At 50.7% G+C, this 26,855-nt stretch carries 22 protein-coding genes, 2 tRNA genes and 1 pseudogene; 21 read left to right on the plus strand and 4 right to left on the minus strand.

The features are described from left to right. Positions 1-198: 198 nt before the first annotated feature. Complete coding sequence (gene ispB / locus D9741_RS00415; protein WP_130204586.1) at positions 199-1,170, minus strand: octaprenyl diphosphate synthase; 972 nt, start codon at positions 1,168-1,170, stop codon at positions 199-201. 258 nt (positions 1,171-1,428) lie between these two features. On the opposite strand from ispB, the gene rplU reads away from it, so the two are divergent. The 4 genes from rplU to cgtA all read left to right on the plus strand — a co-directional run bounded on the left by rplU (position 1,429) and on the right by cgtA (position 4,298). Further along, complete coding sequence (gene rplU, locus D9741_RS00420; protein ID WP_000271401.1) at positions 1,429-1,740, plus strand: 50S ribosomal protein L21; 312 nt, start codon at positions 1,429-1,431, stop codon at positions 1,738-1,740. A 20-nt stretch (positions 1,741-1,760) separates the two neighbouring features. After that, positions 1,761-2,018 carry a 50S ribosomal protein L27 gene (gene rpmA / locus D9741_RS00425; protein WP_000940595.1) on the plus strand — a complete coding sequence of 86 codons (258 nt, stop codon included), beginning with the start codon at positions 1,761-1,763 and terminating at the stop codon, positions 2,016-2,018. A 126-nt stretch (positions 2,019-2,144) separates the two neighbouring features. Then, positions 2,145-3,110: a DMT family transporter gene (locus D9741_RS00430; protein ID WP_130219203.1), complete on the plus strand. Its 966-nt coding sequence runs from the start codon at positions 2,145-2,147 to the stop codon at positions 3,108-3,110. A 15-nt stretch (positions 3,111-3,125) separates the two neighbouring features. Continuing rightward, positions 3,126-4,298 (plus strand): Obg family GTPase CgtA, encoded by a 1,173-nt coding sequence (gene cgtA, locus D9741_RS00435; protein WP_000673561.1) that lies wholly within the window; start codon positions 3,126-3,128, stop codon positions 4,296-4,298. A gap of 190 nt (positions 4,299-4,488) precedes the next feature. On the opposite strand, the gene dacB is transcribed toward cgtA, so the two are convergent. Next, positions 4,489-5,922 (minus strand): serine-type D-Ala-D-Ala carboxypeptidase, encoded by a 1,434-nt coding sequence (gene dacB, locus D9741_RS00440; RefSeq protein ID WP_130219205.1) that lies wholly within the window; start codon positions 5,920-5,922, stop codon positions 4,489-4,491. Positions 5,923-6,169: 247 nt separating this feature from the next. Here dacB and greA point away from each other — a divergent pair, with 247 nt between their 5' ends. After that, complete coding sequence (gene greA, locus D9741_RS00445; protein WP_064529530.1) at positions 6,170-6,646, plus strand: transcription elongation factor GreA; 477 nt, start codon at positions 6,170-6,172, stop codon at positions 6,644-6,646. Between the two features lie 155 nt (positions 6,647-6,801). Here the strand turns inward: greA and yhbY are convergent, their stop codons facing one another. After that, a complete protein-coding gene (gene yhbY / locus D9741_RS00450) occupies positions 6,802-7,095 on the minus strand; it encodes a ribosome assembly RNA-binding protein YhbY (protein WP_001054420.1) in 294 nt (97 codons plus the stop codon). Positions 7,096-7,221: 126 nt separating this feature from the next. Here yhbY and rlmE point away from each other — a divergent pair, with 126 nt between their 5' ends. The 7 genes and pseudogenes from rlmE to D9741_RS00485 all read left to right on the plus strand — a co-directional run bounded on the left by rlmE (position 7,222) and on the right by D9741_RS00485 (position 14,905). Then, on the plus strand, positions 7,222-7,851 hold the full coding sequence (gene rlmE / locus D9741_RS00455; protein WP_000145975.1) for a 23S rRNA (uridine(2552)-2'-O)-methyltransferase RlmE: 630 nt from the start codon (positions 7,222-7,224) through the stop codon (positions 7,849-7,851). Positions 7,852-7,950: 99 nt separating this feature from the next. Beyond that, complete coding sequence (gene ftsH / locus D9741_RS00460) at positions 7,951-9,885, plus strand: ATP-dependent zinc metalloprotease FtsH (protein ID WP_064529531.1); 1,935 nt, start codon at positions 7,951-7,953, stop codon at positions 9,883-9,885. Positions 9,886-9,974: 89 nt separating this feature from the next. Then, positions 9,975-10,823, plus strand: coding sequence for a dihydropteroate synthase (gene folP, locus D9741_RS00465; protein ID WP_130219207.1), 849 nt, complete (start codon positions 9,975-9,977; stop codon positions 10,821-10,823). Further along, positions 10,816-12,153, plus strand: coding sequence for a phosphoglucosamine mutase (glmM, locus tag D9741_RS00470; protein ID WP_130219209.1), 1,338 nt, complete (start codon positions 10,816-10,818; stop codon positions 12,151-12,153). The genes folP and glmM overlap by 8 nt, the downstream gene beginning before the upstream one ends. 227 nt (positions 12,154-12,380) lie before the next feature. After that, positions 12,381-12,713 (plus strand): preprotein translocase subunit SecG, encoded by a 333-nt coding sequence (secG, locus tag D9741_RS00475; protein ID WP_001295556.1) that lies wholly within the window; start codon positions 12,381-12,383, stop codon positions 12,711-12,713. Between the two features lie 14 nt (positions 12,714-12,727). Then, positions 12,728-12,814, plus strand: a tRNA-Leu gene (locus tag D9741_RS00480). A 465-nt stretch (positions 12,815-13,279) separates the two neighbouring features. After that, a pseudogene (locus D9741_RS00485) lies at positions 13,280-14,905 on the plus strand (phosphoethanolamine transferase). A gap of 7 nt (positions 14,906-14,912) precedes the next feature. On the opposite strand, the gene argG reads toward D9741_RS00485, so the two are convergent. After that, positions 14,913-16,256: an argininosuccinate synthase gene (gene argG / locus D9741_RS00490; RefSeq protein WP_130219211.1), complete on the minus strand. Its 1,344-nt coding sequence runs from the start codon at positions 16,254-16,256 to the stop codon at positions 14,913-14,915. Between the two features lie 347 nt (positions 16,257-16,603). Between argG and D9741_RS00495 the strand changes: the two genes are divergently transcribed. From D9741_RS00495 to nlpI, 9 genes are all read left to right on the plus strand, one after another. Then, positions 16,604-16,680, plus strand: a tRNA-Met gene (locus D9741_RS00495). Between the two features lie 206 nt (positions 16,681-16,886). Further along, positions 16,887-17,339: a ribosome maturation factor RimP gene (gene rimP / locus D9741_RS00500; RefSeq protein WP_001300397.1), complete on the plus strand. Its 453-nt coding sequence runs from the start codon at positions 16,887-16,889 to the stop codon at positions 17,337-17,339. A gap of 27 nt (positions 17,340-17,366) precedes the next feature. After that, entirely contained in the window at positions 17,367-18,854 is a 1,488-nt protein-coding gene (gene nusA, locus D9741_RS00505) for a transcription termination factor NusA (RefSeq protein WP_130204598.1), read from the plus strand. Positions 18,855-18,878: 24 nt separating this feature from the next. Next, positions 18,879-21,551: a translation initiation factor IF-2 gene (infB, locus tag D9741_RS00510; RefSeq protein ID WP_130204600.1), complete on the plus strand. Its 2,673-nt coding sequence runs from the start codon at positions 18,879-18,881 to the stop codon at positions 21,549-21,551. Positions 21,552-21,715: 164 nt separating this feature from the next. Next, a complete protein-coding gene (gene rbfA, locus D9741_RS00515; RefSeq protein ID WP_001040205.1) occupies positions 21,716-22,117 on the plus strand; it encodes a 30S ribosome-binding factor RbfA in 402 nt (133 codons plus the stop codon). After that, positions 22,117-23,061, plus strand: a complete 945-nt coding sequence (gene truB / locus D9741_RS00520; protein WP_000089698.1) for a tRNA pseudouridine(55) synthase TruB — start codon at positions 22,117-22,119, stop codon at positions 23,059-23,061. Before rbfA ends, truB begins: the two co-directional genes overlap by 1 nt. A 148-nt stretch (positions 23,062-23,209) precedes the next feature. After that, positions 23,210-23,479 (plus strand): 30S ribosomal protein S15, encoded by a 270-nt coding sequence (rpsO, locus tag D9741_RS00525; RefSeq protein WP_000059470.1) that lies wholly within the window; start codon positions 23,210-23,212, stop codon positions 23,477-23,479. Positions 23,480-23,723: 244 nt separating this feature from the next. Next, positions 23,724-25,859 carry a polyribonucleotide nucleotidyltransferase gene (gene pnp / locus D9741_RS00535; RefSeq protein ID WP_001298330.1) on the plus strand — a complete coding sequence of 712 codons (2,136 nt, stop codon included), beginning with the start codon at positions 23,724-23,726 and terminating at the stop codon, positions 25,857-25,859. Between the two features lie 108 nt (positions 25,860-25,967). Beyond that, positions 25,968-26,852: a lipoprotein NlpI gene (gene nlpI, locus D9741_RS00540; RefSeq protein ID WP_000802080.1), complete on the plus strand. Its 885-nt coding sequence runs from the start codon at positions 25,968-25,970 to the stop codon at positions 26,850-26,852. Positions 26,853-26,855: the final 3 nt, after the last annotated feature.

Consider the following 26,855-nt stretch of genomic DNA (forward strand, 5'->3'; position numbering starts at 1 on the left):
TCATTCAGAACATGCGTTCTGCCAGGAATCACTATACTCCTGATGGCGCATTGTTCTAAAAAGTTCCTGTAAGGAGTGTGAATATTCAGAATATATTAAGATAAGTCATCTGTATTTCAGACAATTTTGCGATTGATTGAGGATTTTTTGGAGTTTATTAGAATTATCCCGCGCAGTACGCGGGATAACAGGAAGGGATTAACGATCGCGTTGAACAGCGATGTGTGCGAGGCCGATTAACGCCTCTCGCCATGGGGTATCCGGTAACACTTGCAATGCAGCAATGGCTTTGTCTGCTTCTTCTTCCGCACGCTGACGTGTCCATTCCAGAGAGCCGCAAGCGTTCATTGCTTCCAGAACCGGTTCCAGAAGATGTCGACCGTTCCCTTGTTCGATGGCGGAACGGATCATCTGTGCCTGTTCTGGTGTGCCATGATGCATCGCATGCAGCAGCGGCAGCGTCGGTTTACCTTCGTTCAGATCATCACCAACATTTTTGCCCAACTGTTCGCCATCGGCATTGTAATCGAGCAAATCGTCGATCAGCTGGAAAGCCGTGCCGAGGTAACGACCATAATCTTGCAGGCCTTTTTCCTCTTCCGGCGTACAGCCTGCCAGAATACCGGAACACTGAGCCGCAGCCTCGAACAGACGTGCGGTTTTGCTGTAAATAACGCGCATGTAGTTCTCTTCGGTGATGTCCGGATCATTAACGTTCATCAGTTGCAAAACTTCACCTTCCGCGATGACGTTTACAGCCTCTGACATCACTTCCAGCACTTTGAGCGAGCCGAGGCTGGTCATCATCTGGAACGCACGGGTATAAATAAAATCGCCTACCAGCACGCTGGCAGCGTTACCAAAAGCGGCGTTGGCGGTAGCTTTGCCTCGGCGCATATCTGATTCATCCACAACGTCGTCGTGTAGCAGGGTCGCCGTGTGGATAAACTCAATTAGGGCAGCAATGGTGACATGTGCATTCCCCTCATAGCCAACAGCTCGTGCAGCCAGTACAGCAATCATCGGACGAATACGTTTACCGCCGCCGCTGACGATGTAATAGCCTAACTGATTGATCAGTTGGACGTCGGAATTAAGCTGCTCGAGAATTGCTGCATTAACACCCGCCATATCTTGCGCGGTTAACTCATTGATTTTTTCTAAATTCATCGCAAAAGCCGGGCTTTTCGCCCCGATTACCTTACTGTGAACAGAGGCAACTTAGGGTTTATGGTTAGGAATATAGAGTGATTGTACTGAAAAAATGGCACAGATAAACGTTACCGTACAAGTTGTGTTTTTTTTCTTCGTGTATTGACTGTAGCACTTGTCAAAGGCGTGCGTTTTGCGTAATATTCGCGCCCTATTGTGAATATTTATAGCGCACTCTGAATCATTGAAAAGGTGTGCGCGGAAGCGGAGTTTTATATGTACGCGGTTTTCCAAAGTGGTGGTAAACAACACCGAGTAAGCGAAGGTCAGACCGTTCGCCTGGAAAAGCTGGACATCGCAACTGGCGAAACTGTTGAGTTCGCTGAAGTGCTGATGATCGCAAACGGTGAAGAAGTCAAAATCGGCGTTCCTTTCGTTGATGGCGGCGTAATCAAAGCTGAAGTTGTTGCTCACGGTCGTGGCGAGAAAGTTAAAATCGTTAAGTTTCGCCGTCGTAAACACTATCGTAAGCAGCAGGGCCATCGTCAGTGGTTCACTGATGTGAAAATTACTGGCATCAGCGCCTAAGACCTGAGGAGAGATTTCAAATGGCACATAAAAAGGCTGGCGGCTCCACACGTAACGGTCGCGATTCAGAAGCTAAACGCCTGGGCGTTAAGCGTTTCGGTGGCGAATCCGTTCTGGCGGGTAGCATCATCGTTCGTCAACGTGGTACCAAATTCCACGCTGGCGCTAACGTAGGTTGCGGTCGTGACCACACTCTGTTTGCTAAAGCAGACGGTAAAGTGAAATTCGAAGTTAAAGGCCCGAAAAACCGTAAATTTATCAGCATCGAAGCTGAATAAGTTTTTCGCGTCCCGGTAACGGATGAAAGCCCCGCAACACGTTGCGGGGCTTTTTACATTCGATAACCGGTAAAAATGCGCATGGTGCGACGTTAATCCGCAAATGCGCTTTGCAGGGAATACGGTATGAAGCAGCAGGCAGGCATTGGCATTCTTTTGGCGCTCACCACAGCAATTTGCTGGGGGGCGTTGCCAATTGCAATGAAGCAGGTGCTGGAGGTGATGGAACCTCCGACAATCGTGTTTTACCGTTTCTTGATGGCGAGTATTGGCCTTGGTGCCATTCTTGCGGTGAAGAAGAGGTTGCCGCCATTACGCGTGTTTCGTAAGCCACGCTGGTTGATTTTGTTGGCAGTGGCGACCGCCGGGCTGTTTGGGAACTTCATCCTGTTCAGCTCATCCTTGCAATACCTGAGTCCGACCGCTTCGCAGGTGATTGGGCAACTCTCGCCAGTTGGCATGATGGTTGCCAGCGTATTTATCCTGAAAGAGAAAATGCGCAGCACTCAGGTTGTAGGGGCATTGATGCTCCTGAGCGGCCTGGTGATGTTTTTTAATACCAGTCTGGTCGAGATATTTACAAAGCTCACCGATTATACCTGGGGAGTTATCTTTGGGGTCGGTGCGGCGACGGTCTGGGTGAGTTATGGCGTGGCGCAAAAGGTTTTATTGCGTCGGCTGGCCTCACCGCAGATCCTGTTTTTACTGTACACTTTATGTACAATTGCGCTCTTCCCTCTGGCAAATCCAGAGGTGATAGCGCAGCTTAGCCACTGGCAGCTCGCATGTTTAATTTTTTGCGGACTGAATACCTTGGTAGGATATGGCGCCCTGGCGGAAGCGATGGCTCGCTGGCAGGCAGCGCAGGTGAGTGCGATCATCACGCTCACCCCACTGTTTACGCTGTTTTTTTCAGATCTTTTATCACTGGCCTGGCCCGATTTCTTCGCCAGACCGATGTTAAACCTTTTAGGTTATCTCGGTGCGTTTGTCGTGGTTGCGGGCGCGATGTATTCCGCCATTGGTCATCGTATTTGGGGCGGATTACGTAAGCATACAACGGTGGTATCGCAACCCCGCGCAGGCGAATGATTTACGGAGAATAAAATGAAGTTTGTTGATGAAGCATCGATTCTGGTCGTTGCAGGTGATGGCGGTAATGGTTGCGTGAGCTTCCGCCGCGAAAAGTATATTCCGAAAGGCGGCCCGGATGGCGGCGACGGCGGTGACGGTGGTGACGTATGGATGGAAGCCGACGAGAACCTGAACACGCTTATCGATTATCGTTTTGAAAAATCTTTCCGTGCAGAGCGCGGTCAAAACGGCGCAAGCCGCGACTGTACCGGTAAGCGCGGTAAAGACGTGACGATTAAAGTGCCGGTAGGTACGCGTGTAATCGACCAGGGTACCGGTGAAACCATGGGCGATATGACCAAACACGGTCAGCGTCTGCTGGTTGCCAAGGGCGGCTGGCACGGTCTGGGCAATACCCGTTTCAAATCGTCCGTTAACCGTACACCACGGCAGAAAACCAACGGTACGCCGGGCGATAAGCGCGAGCTGCTGCTGGAGCTGATGCTGCTGGCTGATGTCGGTATGCTGGGGATGCCAAATGCCGGTAAATCGACATTTATCCGCGCTGTCTCGGCGGCTAAACCGAAAGTAGCGGACTATCCGTTTACTACGCTCGTACCAAGCCTTGGCGTGGTACGTATGGACAACGAGAAGAGCTTCGTTGTTGCTGATATCCCGGGGTTGATTGAAGGCGCTGCGGAAGGCGCAGGTCTGGGCATTCGCTTCCTGAAACACCTGGAACGTTGCCGCGTCCTGTTGCACCTCATCGATATCGATCCGATTGACGGCACCGATCCGGTTGAAAATGCGCGTATTATTATCAGCGAGCTGGAAAAATACAGCCAGGATCTGGCGGCGAAACCACGCTGGTTAGTCTTCAACAAGATTGACTTGCTGGATAAAGCAGAAGCTGAAGAGAAAGCGAAAGCGATCGCTGAGGCGCTGGGCTGGGAAGATAAATATTATCTGATCTCTGCGGCGAGCGGACTGGGCGTGAAAGATCTCTGCTGGGATGTGATGACCTTTATCATTGAAAACCCGGTCGTGCAGGCTGAAGAAGCGAAACAGCCAGAGAAAGTCGAATTCATGTGGGATGATTATCACCGTCAGCAGCTTGAAGAGATTGCTGAAGAGGATGATGAAGACTGGGATGACGACTGGGACGAAGACGACGAAGAAGGCGTTGAGTTCATTTACAAGCGTTAATCACTGATGACAAACGCCAAATAAGCCTGATGCGCTACACTTATCAGGTCAGGCCTACAAGATGATTGCAATATATTGAATTTGCACGATTTTGTAGGCCGGATAAGGCATTCACGCCGCATCCGGCATAAACAAAGCGCGCTTTGTCAATAATCTGAAACCCCGGCCATGTGCCGGGGTTTCTTTTTGACTAATTGTTCTGGTAAATATCTTTATACAAACGGCTTTCAAAACGTACCAACGGAATACGGCGATTACGCTGATCCGCGGGTTCTACTGCGTAACCAGAAAGATATTGTACGAACGCCATTCGTTGCCCACTTGCTGTGGTGATGAATCCTGCCAGGTTATACACGCCCTGCAACGAACCTGTTTTCGCTGAAACTTTACCATCTACTCCCGCTTGATGCAGACCTGCACGGTACTGCAACGAACCATCGTAGCCTGCCAAAGGTAGCATTGAGATAAAGTTAAGCTCATTGTCGTGTTGGGCAATGTATTGCAGCACCTGCATCATGGTGGCTGGTGCAATCAGGTTATGCCGTGAAAGCCCTGAACCATCTGCAATAATCGTGTTGCCAATATCCACACCCGCCTGCTTACGCAGGATCTGACGCACGGCGTCCGACCCGGCCCGCCATGTCCCAGGGACATTAAAGCGCGCATGACCAATCATGCGAAAGACGGTATCGGCGATCATGTTGTCGGACTTTTTCAGCATAATCTTAAGCAGATCGTGCAAAGGGGCCGACTGTTTACTGGCAACCACCGTTCCTGGGTCGTTAACCTGCGTTTGTCGCAGTAGCGTGCCGGAATAAGTAATGCCTGCCTGTTTTAACTCATCTTTCAGAATCGCTCCGGCGTAGCTGGCGCCATCCTGTACGGCAAAAGCCAACGGGAGCGGCTCAGAACGTTGTGGTAGGCATCCGGTTAACGTAAAGCGGTTAAGGTCGCCTGGCACCACATCCAGCTCGCAATATTGCGCTTCGGCTGAACCACGGGGGAGAGTGCGTACCTGGCTGAACATCGTTACAGGGTAATAAGAGGCCACGCGAACAAAGGCCATATCACCGGGTTTTTGGGCACTGTAGAGCGAGACGGAAAAGCAATTGCGGTCAACAATGGCGGCGGCAGGCGGGGCGCTAAAGCATTGTGTCATATCGTTCCAGGGCCAGCCGGGGGCTTTATCGTGACTGGCAAAAATGGACGTGTCTATGAACACATTGCCCTCGATTTGGGAGACGCCTGATTTTTTCAGGGTCGCCACCATATTACGAATATCCTGACGTTTTAGCGTCGGATCGGCACCAAATCGCGCCACTAAGTCACCCTTGAGTACGCCGTTTTCCACATTGCCTTTGGTTTCAAGCGTCGTGGTAAAACGAAAATCGGGGCCAAGTTGAATCAACGCCGCCAGCGCAGTGATCACCTTCTGCGTACTGGCGGGCAGCGCCATTTGCTGACTATGGTAATCAATAGCGGGGGCAGACGCGCCGACTTTTTGCACCATCAGGGCAAGGTTGGCGCCAGCGGGGAGTTGAGTAATGTACTCATCTACATTCGCGGCCTGAACACTGAACGCTATACAGCTGGTCAATCCGATGATAAATCTGGAAAATCGCATAATCTCGCGCTAACAACCTGGAATCGAGCCGTCATACTACGGCGCAACGCCCTATAAAGTAAACGATGACCCTTCGGGAACTTCAGGGTAAAATGACTATCAAAATGTGAATTATTGCTGGCCCGGGACCTGTTCCCGGGTCGGTATTTTTTTGCTTCTGGCCCCGACGAGGAGTTGTGCCGGGCATGCCGAACAGCCGGGGCGAGTGGAGACTCTCCCCATCAGGAATATTCAAGAGGTATAACAAATGCAAGCTATTCCGATGACCTTACGCGGCGCTGAAAAATTACGCGAAGAGCTGGATTTTCTGAAATCGGTGCGCCGTCCTGAAATCATTGCTGCTATCGCGGAAGCGCGTGAGCATGGCGACCTGAAAGAAAACGCCGAATACCACGCAGCGCGTGAACAGCAGGGCTTCTGCGAAGGCCGTATCAAAGATATCGAAGCTAAGCTGTCGAACGCGCAAGTGATTGATGTCACCAAAATGCCAAACAATGGTCGCGTGATTTTTGGCGCTACCGTGACGGTGCTGAATCTGGATTCTGATGAAGAACAGACCTATCGCATCGTAGGCGATGACGAAGCTGACTTTAAACAGAACCTGATTTCTGTTAACTCGCCTATCGCTCGTGGACTGATTGGCAAAGAAGAAGATGATGTCGTGGTCATCAAAACGCCGGGCGGCGATGTAGAATTTGAAGTAATTAAGGTGGAATACCTGTAAGAATTACCCAATACTCAAAATGTTGATGTATTGTAAAGAAAGGAAAAAGGCCGCTATGCGGCCTTTTATCAACGAACAGAGCGTGGCATTTTGCTCTCCTGCTTGCGGAAAATCCCTCGTTTTACACAGCAAATGTGTGTAACTTTAGGATAATCTTAGCGTGGCAGCGAGATTTTACGTTCTTTAGTTGGACGATAAAGCACCAGCGTTTTACCGATGACCTGTACATTACAGGCGCCGGTTTCGCGCACGATAGCTTCCACGATCAAGGTTTTAGTTTCGCGATCTTCAGTGGCGATTTTCACCTTGATGAGTTCATGGTGCTCTAACGCTTGTTCAATCTCGGCCAGCACCCCTTCGGTCAAACCATTACTGCCAAGCAGAACAACTGGCTTGAGCGGATGTGCCAGACCTTTCAGGTGCTGTTTTTGTTTAGTACTCAGATTCATCGTATTTTTTTGCTTACGTTGGGATTGAAAACGGGTCATTCTACCGCCATCTCCCATATATCGCCAAATAGGCGCGTAAAAATTTACGCAATTGGTTACGATGAGTTATCCCAATGGGAAAGTTAAATGACAGGTAAGAAGCGTTCTGCCAGCTCCAGTCGCTGGCTTCAGGAACACTTTAGCGATAAATATGTTCAACAGGCACAGAAAAAGGGGTTACGTTCCCGTGCCTGGTTTAAACTTGATGAAATACAGCAAAGTGACAAACTCTTTAAACCGGGAATGACGGTTGTCGACCTTGGTGCTGCGCCAGGTGGTTGGTCACAATATGTGGTCACCCAAATTGGCGGCAAAGGCCGTATCATCGCTTGCGATCTTTTACCTATGGATCCTATCGTTGGTGTGGACTTTCTTCAGGGCGATTTTCGTGATGAACTGGTGATGAAAGCACTGCTGGAGCGCGTAGGCGACAGCAAAGTCCAGGTTGTCATGTCCGATATGGCACCAAACATGAGCGGAACACCGGCGGTGGATATCCCCCGTGCCATGTATCTGGTGGAACTGGCGCTAGAAATGTGTCGTGATGTATTAGCGCCAGGTGGCAGTTTTGTAGTGAAGGTGTTCCAGGGCGAAGGTTTCGATGAGTATCTAAGGGAAATTCGCTCCCTGTTTACGAAGGTCAAAGTTCGTAAGCCGGACTCTTCTCGTGCACGTTCGCGGGAAGTGTATATTGTAGCGACCGGGCGTAAACCCTAACCGGGAGATTTCAGACGAAAGTTTGAAAGATGCTGGATATAGAGTATCCTGACGCTGTTTTTAACACAGTTGTAATAAGAGGTTAATCCCTTGAGTGACATGGCGAAAAACCTAATACTCTGGCTGGTCATTGCCGTTGTGCTGATGTCAGTATTCCAGAGCTTTGGGCCCAGCGAGTCTAATGGACGTAAGGTGGATTACTCTACCTTCCTACAAGAGGTCAATAACGACCAGGTTCGTGAAGCGCGTATCAACGGACGTGAAATCAACGTTACCAAGAAAGATAGTAACCGTTATACCACTTACATTCCGGTTCAGGATCCGAAGTTACTGGATAACCTGCTGACCAAGAACGTCAAGGTTGTCGGTGAACCGCCTGAAGAGCCAAGCCTGCTGGCTTCTATCTTCATCTCCTGGTTCCCGATGCTGTTGCTGATTGGTGTCTGGATCTTCTTCATGCGTCAAATGCAGGGCGGCGGTGGCAAAGGTGCCATGTCGTTCGGTAAGAGCAAAGCGCGCATGCTGACGGAAGATCAGATCAAAACGACCTTTGCTGACGTTGCGGGCTGCGACGAAGCAAAAGAAGAAGTTGCTGAACTGGTTGAGTATCTGCGCGAGCCAAGCCGCTTCCAGAAACTCGGCGGTAAGATCCCGAAAGGCGTCCTGATGGTCGGTCCTCCGGGTACCGGTAAAACGCTGCTGGCGAAAGCGATTGCAGGCGAAGCGAAAGTTCCGTTCTTTACTATCTCCGGTTCTGACTTCGTAGAAATGTTCGTCGGTGTGGGTGCATCCCGTGTTCGTGACATGTTCGAACAGGCGAAGAAAGCGGCACCGTGTATCATCTTTATCGATGAAATCGACGCCGTTGGCCGCCAACGTGGCGCAGGTCTTGGCGGTGGTCACGATGAACGTGAACAGACACTGAACCAGATGCTGGTTGAGATGGATGGCTTCGAAGGTAACGAAGGTATCATCGTTATCGCCGCGACTAACCGTCCGGACGTTCTGGACCCGGCACTGCTGCGTCCTGGCCGTTTCGACCGTCAGGTTGTGGTTGGTCTGCCAGATGTTCGCGGTCGTGAGCAGATCCTGAAAGTTCACATGCGTCGCGTACCATTGGCACCCGATATCGACGCGGCAATCATTGCCCGTGGTACTCCTGGTTTCTCCGGTGCTGACCTGGCGAACCTGGTGAACGAAGCGGCACTGTTCGCTGCTCGTGGCAACAAACGCGTTGTGTCGATGGTTGAGTTCGAGAAAGCGAAAGACAAAATCATGATGGGTGCGGAACGTCGCTCCATGGTGATGACGGAAGCGCAGAAAGAATCGACGGCATACCACGAAGCAGGCCATGCGATTATCGGTCGCCTGGTTCCAGAACACGATCCGGTGCACAAAGTGACGATTATCCCGCGCGGACGTGCGTTGGGTGTGACCTTCTTCCTGCCTGAAGGCGACGCAATCAGTGCCAGCCGTCAGAAACTGGAAAGCCAGATTTCTACGCTGTACGGTGGTCGTCTGGCAGAAGAGATCATCTACGGGCCGGAACATGTTTCTACCGGGGCGTCCAACGATATTAAAGTTGCGACCAACCTGGCGCGTAACATGGTGACCCAGTGGGGCTTCTCCGAAAAACTTGGTCCGCTGCTGTACGCGGAAGAAGAAGGTGAAGTGTTCCTCGGTCGTAGCGTGGCGAAAGCGAAACATATGTCCGATGAAACTGCGCGTATCATCGACCAGGAAGTGAAGTTACTGATTGAGCGTAACTACAATCGTGCGCGTCAGTTGTTGAACGACAACCTGGATATTCTGCATGCGATGAAAGATGCGCTCATGAAATATGAAACCATCGATGCACCGCAGATTGACGACCTGATGGCACGTCGCGATGTACGTCCGCCAGCGGGCTGGGAAGAACCAGGCGCTTCTAACAATTCTGGCGACAATGGTAGTCCAAAGGCTCCGCGTCCGGTTGATGAACCGCGTACGCCGAACCCGGGTAACACCATGTCAGAGCAGTTAGGCGACAAGTAAGTTCCCGCATCAGATGACTGTATTTGTACCGAAAACCCCGGGGCGTGCTCCGGGGTTTTTTCTTATCAATTCATACCAGGGATAACACCATGAAACTCTTTGCCCAGGGCACTTCACTGGACCTTAGCCATCCTCACGTAATGGGGATCCTCAACGTCACGCCTGATTCTTTCTCCGATGGCGGCACGCATAATTCGCTGATTGATGCGGTGAAACATGCGAATCTGATGATCAATGCTGGCGCAACGATCATTGACGTTGGCGGCGAGTCCACACGTCCAGGGGCTGCGGAAGTGAGCGTTGAAGAAGAGTTGCAACGTGTTATTCCTGTGGTTGAGGCAATTGCTCAACGCTTTGAAGTCTGGATCTCAGTGGATACATCCAAACCAGAAGTGATCCGTGAGTCAGCGAAAGCAGGCGCTCACATCATTAATGATATCCGCTCCCTTTCCGAACCCGGCGCCCTGGAAGCTGCCGCTGAAACTGGTTTGCCAGTTTGCCTGATGCATATGCAGGGAAACCCAAAGACCATGCAGGAAGCACCAAAGTATGACGATGTCTTTGCCGAGGTAAATCGCTACTTTATTGAGCAAATAGCACGTTGTGAACGGGCGGGTATCGCAAAAGAGAAATTGTTGCTCGACCCCGGATTCGGTTTCGGTAAAAATCTCTCCCATAACTATTCATTACTGGCGCGCCTGGCTGAATTTCACCATTTCAACCTGCCGCTATTGGTGGGCATGTCTCGAAAATCGATGATTGGGCAGCTGCTGAACGTTGGGCCATCTGAGCGTCTGAGCGGTAGTCTGGCCTGTGCGGTCATTGCCGCAATGCAAGGCGCGCACATTATTCGTGTTCATGACGTCAAAGAAACCGTAGAAGCGATGCGAGTGGTGGAAGCCACTCTGTCTGCAAAGGAAAACAAACGCTATGAGTAATCGTAAATATTTCGGTACCGATGGGATTCGTGGTCGTGTTGGGGATGCGCCGATCACGCCTGATTTTGTGCTTAAGCTGGGGTGGGCTGCGGGTAAAGTGCTGGCGCGCCACGGCTCCCGTAAGATCATTATTGGTAAAGACACGCGTATTTCTGGCTATATGCTGGAGTCGGCGCTGGAGGCGGGTCTGGCGGCTGCCGGTCTTTCCGCACTCTTCACTGGCCCGATGCCGACACCGGCCGTGGCTTATCTGACGCGGACTTTCCGCGCAGAGGCCGGAATTGTGATATCTGCATCGCATAACCCGTTCTACGATAATGGCATTAAATTCTTCTCTATCGACGGCACCAAACTACCGGATGCAGTTGAAGAAGCCATCGAAGCTGAAATGGAAAAAGAGATTAGCTGCGTTGATTCGGCAGAACTGGGTAAAGCCAGCCGTATCGTTGACGCAGCGGGGCGCTATATCGAATTTTGTAAAGCCACGTTCCCGAATGAACTTAGTTTGAGCGAACTGAAAATTGTGGTGGATTGCGCCAACGGCGCGACTTATCACATTGCACCGAACGTGCTGCGCGAGCTGGGCGCGAATGTTATCGCTATCGGTTGTGAGCCGAACGGCGTAAACATCAATGCCGAAGTGGGCGCAACTGATGTTCGTGCGTTACAGGCGCGCGTACTGGCTGAAAAAGCAGATCTCGGTATTGCCTTCGACGGCGACGGCGATCGTGTGATTATGGTTGACCATGAGGGCAATAAAGTCGATGGCGATCAGATCATGTATATCATCGCGCGTGAAGGTCTTCGTCAGGGCCAGCTGCGTGGTGGGGCTGTGGGTACATTGATGAGTAACATGGGGCTGGAACTGGCGCTGAAACAGTTAGGTATTCCATTTGCTCGTGCGAAAGTGGGCGACCGCTACGTACTGGAAAAAATGCAGGAGAAAGGCTGGCGCATCGGTGCCGAGAACTCCGGTCATGTGATCCTGCTGGATAAAACCACTACCGGTGACGGCATCGTTGCTGGTTTGCAGGTGCTGGCGGCGATGGCGCGTAACCATATGAGCCTGCACGACCTTTGCAGCGGCATGAAAATGTTCCCGCAGATTCTGGTTAATGTGCGTTACACCGCAGGTAGCGGCGATCCGCTTGAGCATGAGTCAGTTAAATCCGTGACCGCAGAGGTTGAAGCTGCGCTGGGCAACCGTGGACGCGTGTTGCTGCGTAAATCTGGCACCGAGCCGTTAATTCGCGTGATGGTAGAAGGTGAAGACGAAGCGCAGGTAACCGAATTTGCGCATCGCATCGCTGACGCGGTAAAAGCAGTTTGATTCGATAGCTAACTGGCTAAAAAGGCGGCGCTTGTCGCCTTTGTTCTTCTTAAGCACATCGGTTTTGCTGTTTTTTTCCGCAGTTGATACAATGCGATAAAATTGCCCTTGCGAAGGTCATTCGCTTTGGTTAGTATTCACACCCGCTTCAGTGGGAAAGATTAAAAACTCCCGCTTTATTGGTTGAAGCATTGGTACGCGGCAACTCCGCAAGGAACAGGTTGATTATGTACGAAGCTCTTTTAGTAGTTTTCCTTATTGTAGCAATTGGCCTTGTAGGTCTGATCATGCTGCAGCAAGGTAAAGGCGCTGATATGGGAGCCTCCTTCGGAGCAGGCGCTTCCGCTACGCTGTTTGGTTCAAGTGGTTCTGGTAACTTCATGACCCGCATGACGGCGCTGCTGGCAACGTTATTCTTCATCATCAGTCTGGTGCTGGGTAACATCAATAGCAACAAAACCAATAAAGGTAGCGAATGGGAAAACCTGAGTGCGCCGGCGAAAACCGAACAAACTCAGCCAGCTGCTCCGGCTAAGCCGACCAGCGATATCCCGAACTAAAAAGTAGTATCTGTGCTGAGGTGGTGGAATTGGTAGACACGCTACCTTGAGGTGGTAGTGCCCTAACGGGCTTGTGGGTTCGAGTCCCATCCTCAGTACCAATATTCCGAAAGAAAGACGCTGAAAAGCGTCTTTTTTCGTTTTGGTTCTGGCCTGAGGAATGGCTGCCAGATATCTGTATCTCGCCTGGTTGTTTTGATTTACTCGTAGCTTGCACCTTGAAACAGTGGTGCCGGTACGCGTTAGTTACCAATTTTTCCCCTTCTGCTGACATATTTGGCACTTTGTTGTGTCAACTCCATTCCCGGTACGGATACGGATATGTTTACTCCTCGATAAACTATCCCTCTCCTGTCAGTATAATTACTGATGACTACGTTCTGAGTATTGTTTAGAGACGCATTGATAATTTTATTTAATTGCTGAGAACGCAATGATCGCATCATTTATAACGAAAAAACTAACATTGTTTCGGTCTGATATGGTCCAGAGTTGAAGAACATGTCTGATATAAAATTGAACATTGTTGATGATTGTTTATATTGGTTGTGAACTTGGATTTCTGGATGACAGCATTCAACAAATTAGTTAGAAACTTGAAAGCTCATTGGCTGTTGTATCTTTGTGTTATCATTTTTGGTATTACGAACTTAGTCGCTTCTTCCGGGGCGCATATGGTTCAGCGGTTGCTGTCCTTTTTTCTGACCATCCTTATTGTTAAATGTATATCGTCTATTCCACTTCGCCTGATTTGTGCTGTACCATTTGTGTTGCTGACAGCGGCGGACATGAGTATTAGCCTCTACTCATGGTGTACCTTTGGTACAACTTTCAATGATGGATTTGCGATTAGCGTGCTGCAGAGTGATCCAGATGAAGTTGTCAAAATGCTGGGGATGTATATCCCTTATCTGTGTGCTTTTGTCTTTTTATCTCTTCTTTTTTTTACAGTAATAATAAAATATGATGTTTCCTTGCCGACAAAAAAAGTGACAGGAATATTATTGCTGATTGTCATTTCGGGCAGTTTATTTTCCGCTTGTCAATTTGCTTATAAAGATGCAAAAAATAAAAAAGCGTTCAGTCCATATATACTAGCATCGCGATTTGCTACCTATACGCCGTTTTTCAACCTCAATTATTTTGCTTTAGCGGCAAAAGAGCATCAAAGATTACTCTCAATTGAAAACACGGTGCCGCATTTTCAATTATCAGTCAGGGATACAGGTATTGATACCTACGTGTTGATTGTGGGGGAGTCTGTACGTGTCGACAATATGTCTTTGTATGGATATACACGCTCTACGACACCGCAAGTCGAAGCACAAAGAAAACAGATCAAACTGTTTAATCAAGCAATAAGCGGTGCACCTTACACTGCGCTGTCGGTTCCCCTTTCTTTAACTGCTGATTTCGTTTTGAATCATGACATTCATAATTACCCCGACAACATTATTAATATGGCGAATCAGGCAGGATTTCAGACTTTCTGGCTAAGCTCGCAATCCGCTTTTCGGCAGAATGGTACAGCAGTCACCAGTATCGCCATGCGCGCCATGGAAACAGTCTATGTCAGAGGATTTGATGAATTGTTGTTGCCGCATTTATCGCAAGCGTTACAGCAAAATACGCAGCAAAAGAAACTGATTGTTCTTCATTTAAATTGAAGCCATGAACCGGCTTGTAGCGCCTATCCGCAATCCAGCGCCGTGTTTCAACCGCAGGACGATCAGGATGCCTGCTATGACAACTCCATTTATTACACAGATAGTTTGCTAGGTCAGGTTTTTGAATGATTAAAAGATCGCCGCGCCTCGGTCATGTATTTTGCCGACCATGGCCTGGAACGTGACCCTACGAAGAAGAACGTCTATTTTCATGGAGGCAGGGAGGCTAGCCAGCAGGCATATCATGTCCCGATGTTTATCTGGTATAGCTCCATTCTTGGGGATGGCGTGGATCGCACAACGGAAAACGATATCTTTTCCACTGCTTACAATAATTTCCTTATTAATGCGTGGATGGGGGTAACAAAGCCGGAGCAACCGAAAACGCTGGAGGAAGTGATTGCACACTATAAAGGAGACTCACGGGTTGTGGATGCAAACCATGATGTTTTCGATTATGTGATGCTGAGAAAGGAGTTTACAGAGGATAAGCAGGGTAACCCCACCCCCGAAGGGCAGGGTTGATGTTGAATTACTGGCCTTTATTTTCCAGATTCTCCACCTGCGGCACGCCCGAAGAGGCAGAGGAGGAGAGTAGTCCAGTTTTGGCATAACCGAACAGCTTCTCGCGGGTATCGGTAATATCCAGGTTACGCATGGTCAGTTGACCAATACGATCTTCAGCCGTAAACATAGAGTCGCCTTTCTCCATGGTCAAACGCTCTGCTTTATAGGTCAGGTTGTCAGAGACGGTATTGAGGATCGAGTAGTCGTTCCCGCGACGCAGTTCCAGCGTCACTTCACCAGTGATCTGGCTGGCAACCCAGCGTTGCAGGGAGTCACGCAGCATCAGCGCCTGGGAATCAAACCAACGTCCCTGGTACAGCAGACGCCCCAACTGACGACCATGCGCGTGATACTGCTCAATGGTGTCTTCGTTGTGAATACCGGTCAGCAGACGTTCATACGCAATGTGCAGCAGTGCCATCCCCGGAGCTTCGTAAATACCCCGGCTTTTCGCTTCGATGATACGGTTTTCAATCTGGTCGCTCATGCCCAGACCGTGACGACCGCCGATGCGGTTAGCTTCCAGCATCATTTCTACGTCGTCGCTAAAGGTTTTACCGTTCAGCGCCACTGGATGACCTTGCTCAAAGCGTACTGTGACTTCTTCTGCCGGGATCTTCACGCTCTCATCCCAGAACTTCACGCCCATAATCGGGTTGACGATTTTGACGCTGGAGTTGAGGTATTCCAGATCCTTCGCTTCGTGCGTTGCACCAAGCATGTTGGAGTCTGTGGAGTAGGCTTTTTCGACAGACATTTTGTAGTCGAAACCGCAGGCAATCATAAATTCAGACATCTCATGACGGCCGCCCAGTTCATCAATAAAGTCAGTATCAAGCCACGGTTTGTAAATCTGCAGTTCAGCATTGGTCAGCAGACCGTAACGATAGAAACGTTCGATATCGTTTCCTTTATAGGTGCTGCCGTCACCCCAGATATTCACGCCATCTTCTTTCATGGCAGCAACCAGCATGGTGCCGGTCACGGCGCGGCCCAGCGGCGTCGTGTTGAAATAGGTCAGGCCGCCGGTGGTGTTATGAAATGCGCCACATTGAATAGCGGCAATACCTTCAGCCACCAGTTGTTTGCGGCAGTCGATCAGACGAGCGTTCTCCGCGCCGTATTCCATGGCACGACGAGGGATCGCATCGTAATCCTCTTCGTCTGGCTGGCCCAGGTTTGCAGTATATGCATAAGGAACCGCTCCCTTTTTTCGCATCCACAGCAGTGCGGCACTGGTGTCCAGACCGCCAGAAAAAGCGATACCAATACGTTGACCTACCGGGAGATGCTTGAGAATCGTCGTCATAAAATAACACCCTGCTTAATTAACTGATGATGAGCCTGGATTTCCGCTCTAACTGAATTTTTATGCAAAATAAATGAGTTTTCATTTAATCATCTTTTATCGGAGACAGGAAGAGTTTAGTGTGTTTTTTATAAAATAATGCGCTTAAGGGAGAGCAGGAGAAGACAAAAGTATTCAACAAATGAAAGTGAACTGGATATTCATTCACGTGATTAGCAATAAATGTTGACAAAATGTGGCGTGGATCACTATAATGCCTGCAGATTTTACGTCCCGTCTCGGTACACCAAATCCCAGCAGTATTTGCATTTTTTACCCAAAACGAGTAGAATTTGCCACGTTTCAGGCGCGGGGTGGAGCAGCCTGGTAGCTCGTCGGGCTCATAACCCGAAGGTCGTCGGTTCAAATCCGGCCCCCGCAACCACTTTCCCTTAGAGTTCTTTTTCAAATATACTGTGAAGACTTCGGCCTTCGTAGTGGGATTTGAAAAAATCCTTCTGGAAAGTGCTCCAGACCGCAGTTGCGGTTATAGGGTTCAGTTATATAAAGCCCCGATTTATCGGGGTTTTTTGTTATCTGACTACAGAATAACTGGGCTTTAGGCCCTTTTTTTATGTCTTGGGGGTGGGCTTGTCCACATTAGAGCAAAAATTAACAGAGATGATTACTGCGCCAGTTGAGGCCCTGGGTTTTGAGCTGGTTGGCATCGAGTTTATTCGCGGTCGCACATCCACACTGCGCATCTATATTGATAGTGAAGATGGCATCAATGTTGATGATTGTGCTGATGTGAGCCACCAGGTAAGTGCTGTGCTGGATGTTGAAGATCCCATCACCGTTGCTTATAACCTGGAAGTCTCCTCTCCGGGTCTCGATCGCCCACTGTTCACGGCTGAACACTACGCCCGTTTTGTCGGAGAAGAGGTGACTCTGGTTCTCCGTATGGCGGTACAAAACCGTCGTAAATGGCAGGGCGTTATCAAAGCGGTAGACGGTGAAATGATCACAGTTACCGTCGAAGGTAAAGATGAAGTGTTCGCGCTGAGTAATATCCAGAAGGCGAACCTGGTTCCCCACTTTTAATAGTCTGGATGAGGTGAAAAGCCCGCGATGAACAAAGAAATTTTGGCTGTAGTTGAAGCCGTATCCAATGAAAAGGCGCTACCTCGCGAGAAGATTTTCGAAGCATTGGAAAGCGCGCTGGCGACAGCAACAAAGAAAAAATATGAACAAGAGATCGACGTCCGCGTACAGATCGATCGCAAAAGCGGTGATTTTGACACCTTCCGTCGCTGGTTAGTTGTTGATGAAGTCACCCAGCCGACCAAGGAAATCACCCTTGAAGCCGCACGTTATGAAGATGAAAGCCTGAACCTGGGCGATTACGTTGAAGATCAGATTGAGTCTGTTACCTTTGACCGTATCACCACCCAGACGGCAAAACAGGTTATCGTGCAGAAAGTGCGTGAAGCCGAACGTGCGATGGTGGTTGATCAGTTCCGTGAACACGAAGGTGAAATCATCACCGGCGTGGTGAAAAAAGTAAACCGCGACAACATCTCTCTGGATCTGGGCAACAACGCTGAAGCCGTGATCCTGCGCGAAGATATGCTGCCGCGTGAAAACTTCCGCCCTGGCGACCGCGTTCGTGGCGTGCTTTATTCCGTTCGCCCGGAAGCGCGTGGCGCGCAGCTGTTCGTTACCCGTTCCAAGCCGGAAATGCTGATCGAACTGTTCCGCATTGAAGTGCCAGAAATCGGCGAAGAAGTGATTGAAATTAAAGCAGCGGCTCGCGACCCGGGTTCTCGTGCGAAAATCGCGGTGAAAACCAACGATAAACGTATCGATCCGGTAGGTGCTTGCGTAGGTATGCGTGGCGCGCGTGTTCAGGCGGTTTCTACTGAACTGGGCGGCGAGCGTATCGATATCGTCCTGTGGGATGATAACCCGGCGCAGTTCGTGATTAATGCGATGGCACCGGCAGACGTTGCTTCTATCGTGGTGGATGAAGATAAACACACCATGGATATCGCCGTTGAAGCCGGTAACCTGGCGCAGGCGATTGGCCGTAACGGTCAGAACGTGCGTCTGGCTTCGCAGCTCAGCGGTTGGGAACTCAACGTAATGACCGTTGACGACCTGCAGGCTAAGCATCAGGCGGAAGCGCATGCAGCGATTGACACCTTCACCCGTTATCTCGACATTGACGAAGACTTCGCGACTGTCCTGGTAGAAGAAGGTTTCTCGACGCTGGAAGAACTGGCCTATGTGCCGATGAAAGAGCTGTTGGAAATCGAAGGCCTTGATGAGCCGACCGTTGAAGCACTGCGTGAGCGTGCTAAAAATGCACTGGCCACCATTGCACAGGCCCAGGAAGAAAGCCTCGGTGATAACAAACCGGCTGACGATCTGCTGAACCTTGAAGGGATAGATCGTGATTTGGCATTCAAACTGGCCGCCCGTGGCGTTTGTACGCTGGAAGATCTCGCCGAACAGGGCATTGATGATCTGGCTGATATCGAAGGGTTGACCGACGAAAAAGCCGGAGCACTGATTATGGCTGCCCGTAATATTTGCTGGTTCGGTGACGAAGCGTAATAAACTGTAGCAGGAAGGAACAGCATGACAGATGTAACGATTAAAACGCTGGCCGCAGAGCGACAGACCTCCGTGGAACGCCTGGTACAGCAGTTTGCTGATGCAGGTATCCGGAAGTCTGCTGACGACTCTGTGTCCGCACAAGAGAAACAGGCTTTAATTGACCACCTGAATCAGAAAAATTCAGGTCCGGACAAATTAACGCTGCAGCGTAAAACACGCAGCACCCTTAACATTCCTGGTACCGGTGGAAAAAGCAAATCGGTACAAATCGAAGTCCGCAAGAAACGCACCTTTGTGAAACGTGACCCGCAAGAGGCCGAGCGCCTTGCGGCGGAAGAGCAAGCGCAGCGTGAAGCGGAAGAGCAAGCCCGTCGTGAGGCAGAAGAATCGGCCAAACGCGAGGCGCAACAAAAAGCTGAACGTGAGGCCGCAGAACAAGCTAAACGTGAAGCCGCTGAACAAGCGAAACGTGAAGCTGCGGAAAAAGACAAAGTGAGCAATCAACAAGACGATATGACTAAAACCGCCCAGGCTGAAAAAGCCCGCCGTGAGCAGGAAGCTGCAGAGCTCAAGCGTAAAGCTGAAGAAGAAGCGCGTCGTAAACTCGAAGAAGAAGCACGTCGCGTTGCTGAAGAAGCACGTCGTATGGCGGAAGAAAATAAATGGACTGATAACGCGGAACCAACTGAAGATTCCAGCGATTATCACGTTACTACCTCTCAACATGCCCGTCAGGCAGAAGACGAAAGCGATCGTGAAGTCGAAGGCGGCCGTGGCCGTGGTCGTAACGCGAAAGCAGCGCGTCCGAAGAAAGGCAACAAACACGCTGAATCAAAAGCTGATCGCGAAGAAGCGCGTGCAGCGGTACGTGGCGGTAAAGGCGGAAAACGTAAAGGTTCTTCGCTGCAGCAGGGCTTCCAGAAGCCAGCTCAGGCCGTTAACCGTGACGTTGTGATCGGCGAAACCATCACCGTTGGCGAACTGGCTAACAAGATGGCGGTTAAAGGCTCTCAGGTCATCAAAGCGATGATGAAACTGGGCGCAATGGCAACCATCAACCAGGTTATCGACCAGGAAACCGCACAGCTGGTAGCTGAAGAGATGGGCCACAAAGTTATCCTGCGTCGTGAAAACGAGCTGGAAGAAGCGGTAATGAGCGACCGTGACACGGGCGCTGCGGCTGAACCGCGCGCACCGGTTGTGACCATCATGGGTCACGTTGACCACGGTAAAACCTCTCTGCTGGACTACATTCGTTCAACGAAAGTGGCCTCTGGCGAAGCGGGCGGCATTACCCAGCACATTGGTGCATACCACGTTGAAACTGAAAACGGCATGATCACCTTCCTGGACACCCCGGGGCACGCCGCGTTTACTTCAATGCGTGCACGTGGTGCGCAGGCAACGGACATCGTAGTCCTGGTTGTTGCTGCAGACGACGGCGTAATGCCGCAGACCATCGAAGCTATCCAGCACGCGAAAGCGGCGGGTGTTCCGGTGGTGGTTGCTGTGAACAAAATCGATAAACCAGAAGCCGATCCGGATCGCGTTAAGAACGAACTCTCTCAGTACGGCATCCTGCCAGAAGAGTGGGGCGGCGAAAGCCAGTTCGTACACGTATCTGCAAAAGCGGGTACCGGTATTGATGAACTGCTGGATGCTATCCTGCTGCAGGCTGAAGTCCTTGAACTGAAAGCCGTGCGTAACGGGATGGCGAGCGGTGCGGTTATCGAATCCTTCCTCGATAAAGGTCGTGGTCCGGTTGCTACTGTACTGGTCCGCGAAGGTACTCTGCATAAGGGCGATATCGTTCTGTGTGGCTTCGAATACGGTCGTGTTCGTGCGATGCGTAACGAACTGGGTCAGGAAGTGCTGGAAGCGGGTCCGTCCATTCCGGTGGAAATCCTCGGCTTGTCCGGTGTTCCGGCTGCGGGTGATGAAGTTACCGTTGTACGTGACGAGAAGAAAGCACGTGAAGTTGCACTGTACCGTCAGGGCAAATTCCGCGAAGTTAAACTGGCTCGTCAGCAGAAATCTAAACTCGAGAACATGTTCGCCAACATGACCGAAGGCGAAGTTCACGAAGTGAATATCGTCCTGAAGGCAGACGTACAGGGTTCTGTGGAAGCGATCTCCGACTCCTTGCTGAAACTGTCTACTGACGAAGTTAAAGTGAAGATCATCGGTTCTGGTGTAGGTGGTATCACCGAAACCGACGCCACCCTGGCGGCAGCGTCCAACGCCATCCTGGTTGGCTTCAACGTACGTGCTGATGCCTCTGCACGTAAAGTGATTGAAGCGGAAAGCTTGGATCTGCGTTACTACTCCGTCATCTATAACCTGATCGACGAAGTGAAAGCGGCGATGAGCGGTATGCTGTCTCCGGAACTGAAACAGCAGATTATCGGTCTGGCGGAAGTTCGTGACGTGTTCAAATCGCCGAAATTTGGTGCCATCGCAGGCTGTATGGTTACTGAAGGTGTGGTTAAACGTCACAACCCGATCCGCGTCCTGCGCGACAACGTGGTTATCTACGAAGGTGAGCTGGAGTCCCTGCGCCGCTTCAAAGATGACGTTAACGAAGTCCGTAACGGTATGGAATGTGGTATCGGCGTTAAGAACTACAACGACGTCCGCACTGGCGATGTGATCGAAGTATTCGAAATCATCGAGATCCAACGTACCATCGCTTAAGGTTTTTAGGGTTCCATGCCGGATAAGGCGTTTATGCCGCATCCGGCATGGATTGCCTGATAAGACGCTGGCGCGTCTTATCAGGCCAACGTGAACAGCCCTTCCACCTGAAATTAATTTTTAAAAAGGGGCTAACAGCCCCTTTTTTGTCAGGAGAATTTATTATGGCGAAAGAATTTGGTCGCCCGCAGCGCGTAGCGCAGGAAATGCAAAAAGAGATCGCTCTCATCCTGCAGCGTGAAATTAAAGATCCTCGTCTGGGCATGATGACCACCGTTTCCGGTGTCGAAATGTCTCGTGACCTGGCGTATGCCAAAGTATATGTGACGTTCCTTAACGACAAAGATGAAGACGCGGTTAAAGCGGGCATCAAAGCGTTGCAGGAAGCTTCTGGTTTCATCCGCAGCCTGCTGGGTAAAGCGATGCGCCTGCGTATCGTGCCGGAACTGACCTTCTTCTACGACAACTCGCTGGTTGAAGGGATGCGCATGTCAAACCTGGTGACCAGCGTGGTCAAACATGACGAAGAACGTCGTGTTAATCCGGACGACAGCAAGGAGGACTAATGAGTCGTCCTCGTCGTCGCGGTCGCGACATTAACGGCGTTTTGTTGCTGGATAAACCGCAGGGTATGTCCAGCAACGATGCGCTGCAAAAAGTGAAACGTATATATAACGCCAACCGTGCCGGACACACCGGCGCGCTGGACCCGCTGGCGACCGGCATGTTGCCGATTTGCCTCGGGGAAGCGACGAAGTTTTCCCAGTATCTGCTGGACTCCGACAAACGCTATCGGGTGATTGCGCGTCTTGGACAGCGTACCGATACTTCCGATGCCGATGGACAAATCGTTGAAGAACGTCCGGTAACCTTTAGTGCAGAGCAACTGGCGGCGGCGCTGGATACCTTCCGTGGCGATATCGAACAGATCCCTTCAATGTATTCAGCACTGAAATATCAGGGCAAAAAACTGTACGAATACGCGCGTCAGGGCATTGAAGTTCCGCGTGAAGCGCGTCCGATTACCGTTTATGAATTGCTGTTTATTCGCCATGAAGGCAATGAGCTGGAGCTGGAAATTCACTGCTCAAAAGGCACTTATATCCGCACCATCATTGATGACCTGGGTGAAAAACTCGGCTGTGGCGCGCATGTTATTTACCTGCGCCGTCTGGCGGTAAGTAAATATCCGGTTGAACGGATGGTGACCCTGGAGCACCTGCGTGAACTTGTTGAGCAAGCTGAACAGCAGGATATTCCGGCTGCGGAGTTACTTGATCCATTACTGATGCCAATGGACAGTCCAGCTTCGGACTATCCGGTGGTGAATCTTCCGTTAACGTCTTCTGTTTACTTCAAAAATGGTAACCCAGTTCGTACATCTGGTGCGCCGCTGGAAGGACTGGTTCGTGTTACAGAAGGTGAGAATGGCAAGTTTATCGGTATGGGTGAAATTGACGATGAAGGCCGCGTTGCGCCTCGTCGCCTGGTGGTTGAATATCCGGCGTAATGTTAACCGTCTTGCGATAACAGGTCGCTACGAGTAGAATACTGCCGCTTAACGTCGCGTAAATTGTTTAACACTTTGCGTAACGTACACTGGGATCGCTGAATTAGAGATCGGCGTCCTTTCATTCTATATACTTTGGAGTTTTAAAATGTCTCTAAGTACTGAAGCAACAGCTAAAATCGTTTCTGAGTTTGGTCGTGGTGAAAACGACACCGGTTCTACCGAAGTTCAGGTAGCACTGCTGACTGCACAGATCAACCACCTGCAGGGTCACTTTGCAGAGCACAAAAAAGATCACCACAGCCGTCGTGGTCTGCTGCGCATGGTTTCTCAGCGTCGTAAACTGCTCGACTACCTGAAACGTAAAGACGTAGCACGTTACACCCAGCTCATCGAGCGCCTGGGTCTGCGTCGCTAATTCTTGCGAGTTTCAGAAAAGGGGCCTGAGTGGCCCCTTTTTTCAAACTGACGGCAGCAATTCACTGGAAACTAATGTATTGTTGCTATGAATGATCTTCCGTTGCAGAGGTTCGCGCGGCTAATGAGAGGCTTTACCCACATTTGGCTGGGTTAGGGTTGTCATTAGTCGCGAGGATGCGCAGAAGATCGGGTATTAACACCAGTACCGTAAGGTGCTGTCTAAGAAAGAAAAGGGTATTACATTGCTTAATCCGATCGTTCGTAAATTCCAGTACGGCCAACACACCGTGACTCTGGAAACCGGCATGATGGCGCGTCAAGCCACTGCCGCTGTTATGGTTAGCATGGATGACACCGCGGTATTTGTTACCGTTGTCGGCCAGAAAAAAGCCAAACCAGGTCAGGACTTCTTCCCTCTGACCGTTAACTATCAGGAGCGTACCTACGCAGCTGGTCGTATCCCGGGTAGCTTCTTCCGTCGTGAAGGCCGCCCAAGCGAAGGCGAAACCCTGATCGCGCGTCTGATTGACCGCCCGATTCGCCCGCTGTTCCCGGAAGGCTTCGTCAACGAAGTTCAGGTTATCGCCACCGTGGTTTCTGTTAACCCGCAGGTTAACCCGGATATCGTCGCGATGATTGGTGCTTCCGCAGCACTGTCTCTGTCTGGTATTCCGTTCAATGGCCCGATTGGTGCTGCCCGCGTAGGTTACATCAATGACCAGTACGTACTGAACCCGACTCAGGACGAGCTGAAAGAGAGCAAACTGGATCTGGTTGTTGCGGGTACTGAAGCCGCTGTACTGATGGTTGAATCTGAAGCTGAACTGCTGAGCGAAGACCAGATGCTGGGCGCAGTAGTGTTCGGTCATGAACAACAGCAGGTTGTTATTCAGAACATCAATGAACTGGTGAAAGAAGCCGGTAAACCGCGTTGGGACTGGCAGCCGGAGCCGGTAAACGAAGCGCTGAACGCGCGCGTTGCTGCACTGGCTGAAGCTCGTCTGAGCGATGCTTACCGCATCACCGACAAACAAGAGCGTTATGCGCAGGTTGATGTCATCAAATCTGAAACCATCGCGACGCTGCTTGCTGAAGACGAAACCCTGGACGAAAACGAACTGGGTGAAATTCTGCACGCTATCGAGAAAAACGTTGTTCGTAGCCGCGTACTGGCAGGCGAACCGCGTATCGACGGTCGTGAAAAAGATATGATCCGTGGTCTGGATGTGCGTACTGGCGTGCTGCCGCGTACTCACGGTTCTGCGCTGTTCACCCGTGGTGAAACGCAGGCACTGGTTACCGCAACGCTGGGTACTGCACGTGACGCGCAAGTTCTTGATGAACTGATGGGCGAACGTACTGACACCTTCCTGTTCCACTACAACTTCCCTCCGTACTCCGTAGGCGAAACCGGCATGGTCGGTTCTCCGAAGCGTCGTGAAATTGGCCACGGTCGTCTGGCGAAGCGCGGCGTGCTGGCAGTAATGCCGGATATGGACAAATTCCCGTACACCGTACGTGTTGTGTCTGAAATCACCGAATCCAACGGTTCCTCTTCTATGGCTTCCGTGTGCGGCGCGTCTCTGGCGCTGATGGACGCAGGTGTGCCGATCAAAGCCGCTGTTGCGGGTATCGCAATGGGTCTGGTGAAAGAAGGCGACAACTACGTTGTACTGTCTGACATTTTGGGTGACGAAGATCACCTGGGTGATATGGACTTCAAAGTTGCGGGTTCCCGCGACGGTATCTCTGCATTGCAGATGGATATCAAAATTGAAGGTATCACCAAAGAGATCATGCAGGTTGCGCTGAACCAGGCTAAAGGTGCGCGTCTGCACATCCTGGGTGTAATGGAACAAGCGATCAACGCGCCGCGTGGCGATATCTCTGAGTTCGCACCGCGTATCCATACCATCAAGATCAACCCGGACAAGATCAAAGATGTTATCGGTAAAGGCGGTTCTGTAATCCGTGCTCTGACCGAAGAAACCGGCACCACCATCGAAATTGAAGATGACGGTACTGTGAAGATCGCAGCGACCGACGGCGAGAAAGCGAAACACGCAATTCGTCGTATCGAAGAGATCACTGCAGAAATCGAAGTGGGCCGCGTCTACAATGGTAAAGTGACCCGTATCGTTGACTTTGGCGCATTTGTTGCCATCGGCGGCGGTAAAGAAGGTCTGGTACACATCTCTCAAATCGCTGACAAACGCGTTGAGAAAGTGACCGATTACCTGCAGATGGGTCAGGAAGTACCGGTGAAAGTTCTGGAAGTTGATCGCCAGGGCCGTATCCGTCTGAGCATTAAAGAAGCGACTGAGCAGTCTCAACCTGCTGCAGCACCGGAAGCTCCGGCTGCTGAACAGGGCGAGTAAGGTTGCCATTTGCCCTCCGCTGCGGCGGGGGGCTTTTAACCGGGCAGGACGCCTTGTTAGCAACCGGGAACAGGACGTTCATTCAACCGTGGTCTTCGGGAGTGGGAAATGAAGCCTTTTTTGCGCTGGTGTTTCGTTGCGACAGCACTTACGCTTGCAGGATGCAGTAATACTTCCTGGCGTAAAAGTGAAGTCCTCGCGGTACCATTGCAACCGACTTTACAGCAGGAAGTGATTCTGGCACGTATGGAACAAATCCTTGCCAGTCGGGCTTTAACCGATGACGAACGCGCACAGCTTTTATATGAGCGCGGAGTGTTGTATGATAGTCTCGGTCTGAGGGCATTAGCGCGTAACGATTTTTCGCAAGCGCTGGCAATCCGACCGGATATGCCTGAAGTATTCAATTACTTAGGCATATATTTAACGCAGGCAGGCAATTTTGATGCTGCCTATGAAGCGTTTGATTCTGTACTTGAGCTTGATCCAACTTACAACTACGCGCACTTGAATCGCGGGATCGCATTATATTACGGCGGTCGTGACAAGTTAGCGCAAGATGATCTGCTGGCGTTTTATCAAGACGATCCCAATGATCCTTTCCGTAGTCTGTGGCTTTATCTCGCCGAGCAGAAGCTCGATGAGAAGCAGGCTAAAGAAGTGTTGAAACAGCACTTCGAAAAATCGGATAAGGAACAGTGGGGATGGAACATTGTCGAGTTCTACCTGGGCAACATTAGCGAACAAACGTTAATGGAAAGGCTCAAGGCGGACGCAACGGATAACACCTCGCTCGCTGAGCATCTCAGTGAAACCAACTTCTATTTAGGTAAGTACTACCTAAGTCTGGGGGATTTGGACAGCGCCACGGCACTGTTCAAACTGGCGGTTGCCAACAACGTTCATAACTTTGTTGAGCACCGATACGCATTGTTGGAATTATCGCTCCTGGGCCAGGACCAAGATGACCTGGCAGAATCGGACCAGCAATAGCTG

Source organism: Escherichia sp. E14V7 (genome assembly GCF_004212225.1).
In the GTDB taxonomy this organism is placed as follows: domain Bacteria; phylum Pseudomonadota; class Gammaproteobacteria; order Enterobacterales; family Enterobacteriaceae; genus Escherichia.

Excerpts from the sequence above, each read along its gene's own strand:
- argG (WP_130219211.1), bottom strand. The coding sequence starts at position 16,256 with ATGACGACGATTCTCAAGCATCTCCCGGTAGGTCAACGTATTGGTATC.
- dacB (WP_130219205.1), bottom strand. The coding sequence starts at position 5,922 with ATGCGATTTTCCAGATTTATCATCGGATTGACCAGCTGTATAGCGTTC.
- yhbY (WP_001054420.1), bottom strand. The coding sequence starts at position 7,095 with ATGAATCTGAGTACTAAACAAAAACAGCACCTGAAAGGTCTGGCACAT.
- rbfA (WP_001040205.1), top strand. The coding sequence starts at position 21,716 with ATGGCGAAAGAATTTGGTCGCCCGCAGCGCGTAGCGCAGGAAATGCAA.
- nlpI (WP_000802080.1), top strand. The coding sequence starts at position 25,968 with ATGAAGCCTTTTTTGCGCTGGTGTTTCGTTGCGACAGCACTTACGCTT.
- ftsH (WP_064529531.1), top strand. The coding sequence starts at position 7,951 with ATGGCGAAAAACCTAATACTCTGGCTGGTCATTGCCGTTGTGCTGATG.
- rlmE (WP_000145975.1), top strand. The coding sequence starts at position 7,222 with ATGACAGGTAAGAAGCGTTCTGCCAGCTCCAGTCGCTGGCTTCAGGAA.
- folP (WP_130219207.1), top strand. The coding sequence starts at position 9,975 with ATGAAACTCTTTGCCCAGGGCACTTCACTGGACCTTAGCCATCCTCAC.
- D9741_RS00430 (WP_130219203.1), top strand. The coding sequence starts at position 2,145 with ATGAAGCAGCAGGCAGGCATTGGCATTCTTTTGGCGCTCACCACAGCA.
- greA (WP_064529530.1), top strand. The coding sequence starts at position 6,170 with ATGCAAGCTATTCCGATGACCTTACGCGGCGCTGAAAAATTACGCGAA.
- rpsO (WP_000059470.1), top strand. The coding sequence starts at position 23,210 with ATGTCTCTAAGTACTGAAGCAACAGCTAAAATCGTTTCTGAGTTTGGT.
- infB (WP_130204600.1), top strand. The coding sequence starts at position 18,879 with ATGACAGATGTAACGATTAAAACGCTGGCCGCAGAGCGACAGACCTCC.
- glmM (WP_130219209.1), top strand. The coding sequence starts at position 10,816 with ATGAGTAATCGTAAATATTTCGGTACCGATGGGATTCGTGGTCGTGTT.
- nusA (WP_130204598.1), top strand. The coding sequence starts at position 17,367 with ATGAACAAAGAAATTTTGGCTGTAGTTGAAGCCGTATCCAATGAAAAG.
- truB (WP_000089698.1), top strand. The coding sequence starts at position 22,117 with ATGAGTCGTCCTCGTCGTCGCGGTCGCGACATTAACGGCGTTTTGTTG.
- secG (WP_001295556.1), top strand. The coding sequence starts at position 12,381 with ATGTACGAAGCTCTTTTAGTAGTTTTCCTTATTGTAGCAATTGGCCTT.
- cgtA (WP_000673561.1), top strand. The coding sequence starts at position 3,126 with ATGAAGTTTGTTGATGAAGCATCGATTCTGGTCGTTGCAGGTGATGGC.
- rpmA (WP_000940595.1), top strand. The coding sequence starts at position 1,761 with ATGGCACATAAAAAGGCTGGCGGCTCCACACGTAACGGTCGCGATTCA.
- ispB (WP_130204586.1), bottom strand. The coding sequence starts at position 1,170 with ATGAATTTAGAAAAAATCAATGAGTTAACCGCGCAAGATATGGCGGGT.
- rplU (WP_000271401.1), top strand. The coding sequence starts at position 1,429 with ATGTACGCGGTTTTCCAAAGTGGTGGTAAACAACACCGAGTAAGCGAA.